The sequence below is a fragment of the Helicobacter sp. 13S00477-4 genome, assembly GCF_002272785.1.
Lineage (GTDB): Bacteria > Campylobacterota > Campylobacteria > Campylobacterales > Helicobacteraceae > Helicobacter_J.
The window spans coordinates 47,227-53,519 of record NZ_MLAS01000013.1 but is presented as its reverse complement, the minus strand read 5'-3'; the positions used below and the strand labels follow the sequence as shown (position 1 = coordinate 53,519).

The 6,293-nt window shown below is 32.1% G+C and carries 6 protein-coding genes; 3 read left to right on the top strand and 3 right to left on the bottom strand.

Annotation, left to right across the window (positions count from 1 at the left end; all coding sequences use genetic code 11):
- The first annotated feature begins 204 nt into the window (after window positions 1-204).
- Window positions 205-1,233, top strand: coding sequence for a tRNA 2-thiouridine(34) synthase MnmA (mnmA, locus tag BKH44_RS07160; protein ID WP_095271782.1), 1,029 nt, complete (start codon window positions 205-207; stop codon window positions 1,231-1,233).
- A gap of 45 nt (window positions 1,234-1,278) precedes the next feature.
- Here mnmA and BKH44_RS07155 read toward each other — a convergent pair whose 3' ends face one another.
- Window positions 1,279-2,202: a transglutaminase-like domain-containing protein gene (locus BKH44_RS07155; protein ID WP_095271779.1), complete on the bottom strand. Its 924-nt coding sequence runs from the start codon at window positions 2,200-2,202 to the stop codon at window positions 1,279-1,281.
- A gap of 252 nt (window positions 2,203-2,454) precedes the next feature.
- On the opposite strand from BKH44_RS07155, the gene rpsB reads away from it, so the two are divergent.
- Together rpsB and tsf are read left to right on the top strand one after the other, a co-directional pair.
- Window positions 2,455-3,252: a 30S ribosomal protein S2 gene (rpsB, locus tag BKH44_RS07150; protein WP_095271777.1), complete on the top strand. Its 798-nt coding sequence runs from the start codon at window positions 2,455-2,457 to the stop codon at window positions 3,250-3,252.
- A complete protein-coding gene (gene tsf, locus BKH44_RS07145; protein ID WP_095271774.1) occupies window positions 3,253-4,320 on the top strand; it encodes a translation elongation factor Ts in 1,068 nt (355 codons plus the stop codon).
- On the opposite strand, the gene BKH44_RS07140 is transcribed toward tsf, so the two are convergent.
- Window positions 4,321-5,394 (bottom strand): DNA adenine methylase, encoded by a 1,074-nt coding sequence (locus tag BKH44_RS07140; RefSeq protein ID WP_095271772.1) that lies wholly within the window; start codon window positions 5,392-5,394, stop codon window positions 4,321-4,323. It abuts the gene before it with no gap.
- The gene (locus BKH44_RS07135; RefSeq protein ID WP_095271796.1) at window positions 5,391-6,248 is read right to left on the bottom strand and encodes a hypothetical protein; all 858 of its coding nucleotides are present in this window, start codon (window positions 6,246-6,248) and stop codon (window positions 5,391-5,393) included. The genes BKH44_RS07140 and BKH44_RS07135 overlap by 4 nt, the downstream gene beginning before the upstream one ends.
- Between the last annotated feature and the right edge of the window lie 45 nt (window positions 6,249-6,293).

The window sequence follows — 6,293 nt, the reverse complement described above, 5'->3', positions numbered from 1 at the left end:
CCTCTTCGCTGATGATACTGCATCTTTCAGGTGTGGGAATGTAAGTCGATGCAGGGATAGGGAAACTCCTTTTATCTTTTTTATTCCTTCTTTATTTGTTTTTATTCCTTTTATGATTGTGATGTATATATTTGAATATTTTTGATTTCTTTGTTCGGGAATAGGGTATAATTGGAAACTTATATAAAATCATAAGGATATTTGATGAAAGTAGCACTTTTGATGAGTGGTGGGGTAGATAGCTCTTATTCGGCTTATTTGTTAAAATCTCAAGGCTATGAGGTGTTGGGGATTTATTTGAAATTGCACGATAAAGAGGCGAAACATCAAATGTTTTTGAGGAATTGTGAAAAAGTTTCAAAGAATCTGGATTTTGAATTCAGAGTGGTTGAAGCTCAAGAGGAATTTAAAAAAGCTGTTTATGATGAGTTTGTAGAATCTTACAAACGTGGAGAAACCCCTAATCCTTGTGCTTTATGTAATCCTTTAATGAAATTTGGCTTAGCTTTGGATTTTGCTTTAAATTTGGGTTGTGAAAGGATAGCTACAGGGCATTATGCTAGGATTGAAGAGATAAATAATATCAAAAGAATCCGTGAAGCCAAAGATAAAACCAAAGATCAGAGTTATTTTTTGTATGCGATTTCTCAAGAGGCTATCAATCGATTGATATTTCCTTTGGGTGATATGTTAAAAGAAGAAGTGAAACCTAAAGCTTTTGAAGTGATGCCTTGGTTGGGAACTTTAGAGACCTATAAAGAATCCCAAGAAATTTGTTTTGTTGAGACTGACTATATTGATATTTTGAAAAAACACACAAAAGTCGAGCAAGAAGGTATTGTGAGGGATATGAGTGGGAATGAAGTGGGTAAGCATAAAGGTTATATGCAATACACTATCGGTAAACGCAAAGGGTTTAATGTAAAAGGTGCCCATGAACCCCATTTTGTAGTAGGTATCAATGCACAAAAAAATGAAATTATCGTCGGGAAAAAGGAACAATTAGCTATCTCTAGGGTTGAGGCGATAAATAAATCATTATTGAAGGATTTTAATGGAGGGGAGTATAAGGTAAAAATCCGCTATAGAAGCACTCCTTCAGATGCTAAAATTATTATCAATGAGGCGAAAATCATTGCTGAATTAAAAGAGCCTGTTTATGGAGTAGCAAAAGGACAGGCTTTGGTTGTATATCAAGATGATAAGGTCTTGGGCGGTGGGGTTATTATTTGAATAATACCTTTTAGATTGTATTTTAAAAATTCCAAGCTTTGGGATTTAAGAAATTTGTTCATAAACAAATTTGCTACTAAAATTTTTGTTTTCATAATAATCTAATCTATCCCCATCTACGAGTCCAAAAGCAGTATCAAAAGAAGCAAGGAATGTATTTTGAATACAAAAATCTCGGGCATAATTCATTAAAATAAAATCTTCCTTCCATGTTCCTATGCCATTAAAAGACTGATCTAGAATCGGTGTTATGATGTCATAGGGTACCCATCCTGTTGATGCTAAATATATTTCTGCTTTGCTTGAAAAAGTGTTTTGAGGGTTATACAGATCGATTCCAAAAGCTTCTGTAGCAGGTATATTGCAGGCTCTACATAGAGAAACAAAAAGGCTAGTAGCACTTATATTTTCACCTGAAAAAAGTATGCCTAAACTTTTAGTTTGGATACTCCTAATGCCTTTGGTATTTTTCGCATTTTTTTCATCAATATGATTGATGATCCATTCATATATTTTGTTTGCAGTTTTTTGATTATCGTTAGTTTTGAGATTTAAGGCAAGTTTTTTTATCATGCCATCAGTGCGGATATATCGTGTATTTTCAAGGTATTGTTTAGGATTTTTTTGAGGATTTTTGGTATTCATTTTGTTCAATAAGATGTTAAGATTTATGGATATGTATTTGAGTTTTGAGTCCTGATCGTATTGTGTATAGATAAATGGGACTCCGTTTTGATACTCCGTGCTATGATGCTTGTAGTTGCCATTTATATTGAGATTGTATGGTTGTTGGAAGTCTGTACTTATTGGGAGTGGTATGTAAAGTTTGATTTGTTTGGCAGAATCAAAGTTGATTTTGTATGAGAAATTAAGGGAAAATTTTTTGCTTGTATTGGCATACAAAATATTAGGATTCATTAATATGCCTGTCCCTAAAATACTTGTTTTGATAAAGTCTCTACGTTCCATTGTTTTTCCTTTAATATATTATATCAATAAATATAATATATTAATAATAATCATTAATAAATAAAAATTATTTTTTGTATTGATTTGATAATAATCCTCAGCTGATTATCAGCTCTAAGGGAGTAAAATAATGCCTCATTTTCAATTTTTGAAATGGAGTTCACAGAGTTCACACACGTTAATTCTTCAAAAGTTGCGGCATAGCTGTTAAGGAACGTGGAGGCAAAACTAAATAAAAATAAGGAGAATATCATGGTAACCATGAAAGATTTATTGGAATGTGGCGTACATTTTGGGCATCAGACTAGAAGATGGAATCCAAAAATGAAACGTTTCATTTTTGGTGTGAGGAAAAATATCCATATTATTGACCTGCAAAAAACCCTTAGGTATTTTCGTTATACTTACAATATAGTCAGGGATGCTACCGCAGAAGGCAAGACTATTATGTTTGTAGGTACAAAAAAACAAGCCAATGAAACCCTAAAAGAATACGCACAGAAAATTCAAGTTCCTTATGTGAATTATCGATGGCTTGGTGGTATGCTCACGAATTTTAGTACGATCAAAAAATCAGTAAGGAAGCTTGAAATCATTGAAGAAATGGAGACTAGCGGTCAGATTGATTTGTTAACCAAAAAAGAAAAATTGATGATTTTGAGGAAAAAAGAAAAGCTTGATAAATATCTTGGTGGTGTTCGGCATATGAAAAAAGCTCCAGATATGATTTTTGTCATTGATGTTGTCAAAGAAAAAATTGCTGTTGCTGAAGCCAGAAGATTAGGCATTCCTGTAGTAGCTCCTTTGGATACTAATTGCGATCCTGATGCAGTTGACTATCCTATTCCGGGTAATGATGACGCGATCCGATCTATACAGTTGTTTTGTAAAGAAATCAGTGAAGCCATTATTGAAGGTAGGGAAATGAATGATAAGGATGGAGATAATATTGCAGAGCAAGAGTTTCGGTCAGCTTCAGAAGAAGAAAAACAAGAGCTTCTAGAAGAGGTGAATGCAGAGCTAGAGCAACAGATGACAAAAGGAGAATGAATGGCAGATATTAGTGCACAGCTTGTAAAACAACTCAGAGAGATGACTGATGCAGGTATGATGGATTGTAAAAAAGCATTGGTTGAAACAAATGGTGATATTGATAAAGCAGTCGTTTATCTCAGAGAAAAAGGACTCAGCAAAGCAGCAAAAAAAGCTGATAGAGTCGCAAGTGAAGGTATTATTTCTATTAGGGTGTCTGCTGATTATAGCAATGCTGTAATGGTTGAAATTAATAGTGAAACTGATTTTGTAGCTAAAAATGAAAGTTTTAAAGAATTGGTAGAAAAAACTTCAAATATGCTTAAAGATTCTTCTATAGTCAGTGTAGAGAACTTACACAAGGCTACTTTAGAAGGTATAGTTTATGAAGAGTACCTCAAAACTCAAATTGCTAAAATCGGAGAAAATATTGTTGTTCGCAGGCTTGCTAATATCAATGCTTCTATAAATGGTATCGTGAATGGCTATGTGCATTCTAATGGAAGGGTAGGGGTATTGATAGGGGCTGTGTGCAAAGAAGCCAAGAATGCTAAAGCTTGTGTAGAGTTGATTAGAAATATTTGTATGCATGCTGCAGCTATGAAACCTCAAGTATTGGATTTCAAAACATTTGATTTGGATTTTATTCAAAAAGAAAAAATAGCGTTGATTGCCGAAATAGAAAAAGAAAATGAAGAGTTAAAAAGATTAGGGAAAACGCTTAAGCATATTCCTGAATATGTTAGTAGGGCTGAACTCAATGATGATATACTCAAAGAGCAAGAAAACAGATTTAAAGAAGAATTGCAAAAGCAAGGCAAACCTGAAGCTATTTGGGATAAAATTATACCCGGTCAATTAGAGAGATTTATTGCTGATAATACTTTAATTGATCAAAGACTCACGCTCTTAGGACAATTTTTTGTCATGGATGATAAAAAGACCATTGAACAAGTGTTGGAACAAAAATCTAAAGAACTCAATGATGATATCCGTATTGTCGAATATATTCGTTTTGAATTAGGTGAAGGGATTGAGAAAAAAGTTGAAGATTTTGCACAAGAAGTCGCTGCCCAAATGAAGTAACTACCTGTTTTTTTGCATATCTTTTTTGAGTATATGCAGGTATTCAATAGTCGAATGCTGTTTATGTATACGCGAAGAATCAGCTTTGAATCGTTGGTGCTGTTGTGAAATGATATTATAGCTTCCATATTTTCTAAACATAGATTCTATTTGATCTAGGTTTAGCAAACCTTCATCATTGTAGCTTAAAAATATGTATTGAAAATTAGCAAGTCTGATTGTATCTTCTAGGGCTTGTGCAACGGTTATTTTTTTGCAAAAATTACTTTTAGTATAAGGTCTTAGTCCTGTTTTTCCTGCAGGTATAAAATCATCATACAAAGCAATCGTGTTTAAAATATGATAATTTGCTCCATATTCCCTAGCATTATAAGGAGGATCAAGGTAGAGTATATCTCCTTTGATTTGCTTGATAAGCTTTAATGTATCTTCGCAATATACTTGATGTGTAGTTTGACTTTCATTAATCGGTATGGGCGTTAGGATAATATTTTTCATCGCTGATTTTTTGAATTTTTTTAAAAAAGCTCCATAGACTGAAGCTGTATTGGCTATTTTATCTGCAGATTCTAGCAATGAAGCAAGCAAATAATAATAGAGGGATTCATCAATATTTCCAGAGTCTTTCCAAGATTGGATTTTGATACGTATAGCATCGATTTTAGCACCATTATAGTCAGTAAAATATTGTCGTTTGTAAGGAATTAAATTATCTTTCTGAAAATAATTTGTTTGTGTGAATTTTTCATTTCCTAAACAATAATTTAGATAAATTTTTCCTTCTATGGGGGGTGTTTTGACATCAGATTGTAGTTCTTCAAATAGATCATTTAATTTTGAAGAAGAAAGATTATTTATATTATAGCCTTGATTGAGTATGAAGCTATAGTATTCTTTGTCATTTGAAATGATTTGTTTTACTTTGTCCTTAAAAAGTCTATTTACTATCCCAGTCCCTGCAAAAATATCACAAAAAACACAATCTTGCAGTTTTATTTTGTCTTTTGCCAAAGTCAACTCTATGCTTGATAATAAAAAAGCAGAAAGTTTAAGTTTAGAGCCGATGTAGTTCATAGATTGTGTAGTAGTATTATGAATGCTTGTGTTTTGTAAGTCTTGGTGCCAATGTTTTTGTGTTTGTAAGTAAAGGTTATATCTAAAGGAGTGTTTAAATTGGTTTGGGCAATAGTTTCTTTTATTTTCATGGGTAAAATTTCTTCATCTAAATACACGATATATAATCGAGGTGTATACCCAAATCTACCTTCATCTTGTTGTTCATAAAGATATTTTATTACAAGCTTAGGATTTTCTATGGCTTTATGTTTCCAATTTTCTTTGAAATCTTTTTTGAATTTATCTGTAACACTTCTTGAAACTTTTTGATCAAATGAAATTCCATTGATAAAAAAATCCACCCCTCTATTGTGAGATAAAGTTGGGATAATATTTTCATTTTTTTCAAAAATAAGACTTTCTAAGAAATCATTCCTTTCTGTATTGATTTCTTTAATCCTTCTATATTTGACTGCAGCAAGTTTAACTTCATCGTCTTTGATATTTCTTGAATTTTCTCCTGAATTGATTTTTTGGACAAAGGCATCAAAAGCACCTTGAGAAAATGGCCAATCAATTTTTCCAAAATCTAAATTTTTCCATTCCTCTAAGAGAATTTTTATCATATTTTCAGAATGCAATCCTCTTTTGAACTTTTTCGTTTCTCTAAAAAGTTCTCTGACGATGGGTAATGCCTTTTGATAATTCCAATTTTCTACAATCAAATTATATATATCTTGAGATTTGGTTGGGAAGTCGATTTTAATTGATCCTAAAAATCTTTTTAAGAATTCTTTTGCAATATCAGTATTTGAAAAAATTTTTTTTACAATCATAGGTTCTAATCTATTTTTAATATCAAAAACCTGCATCAATAAAGAAGCCTTATATTTATTTTGAGTTTGAATTATAGCATA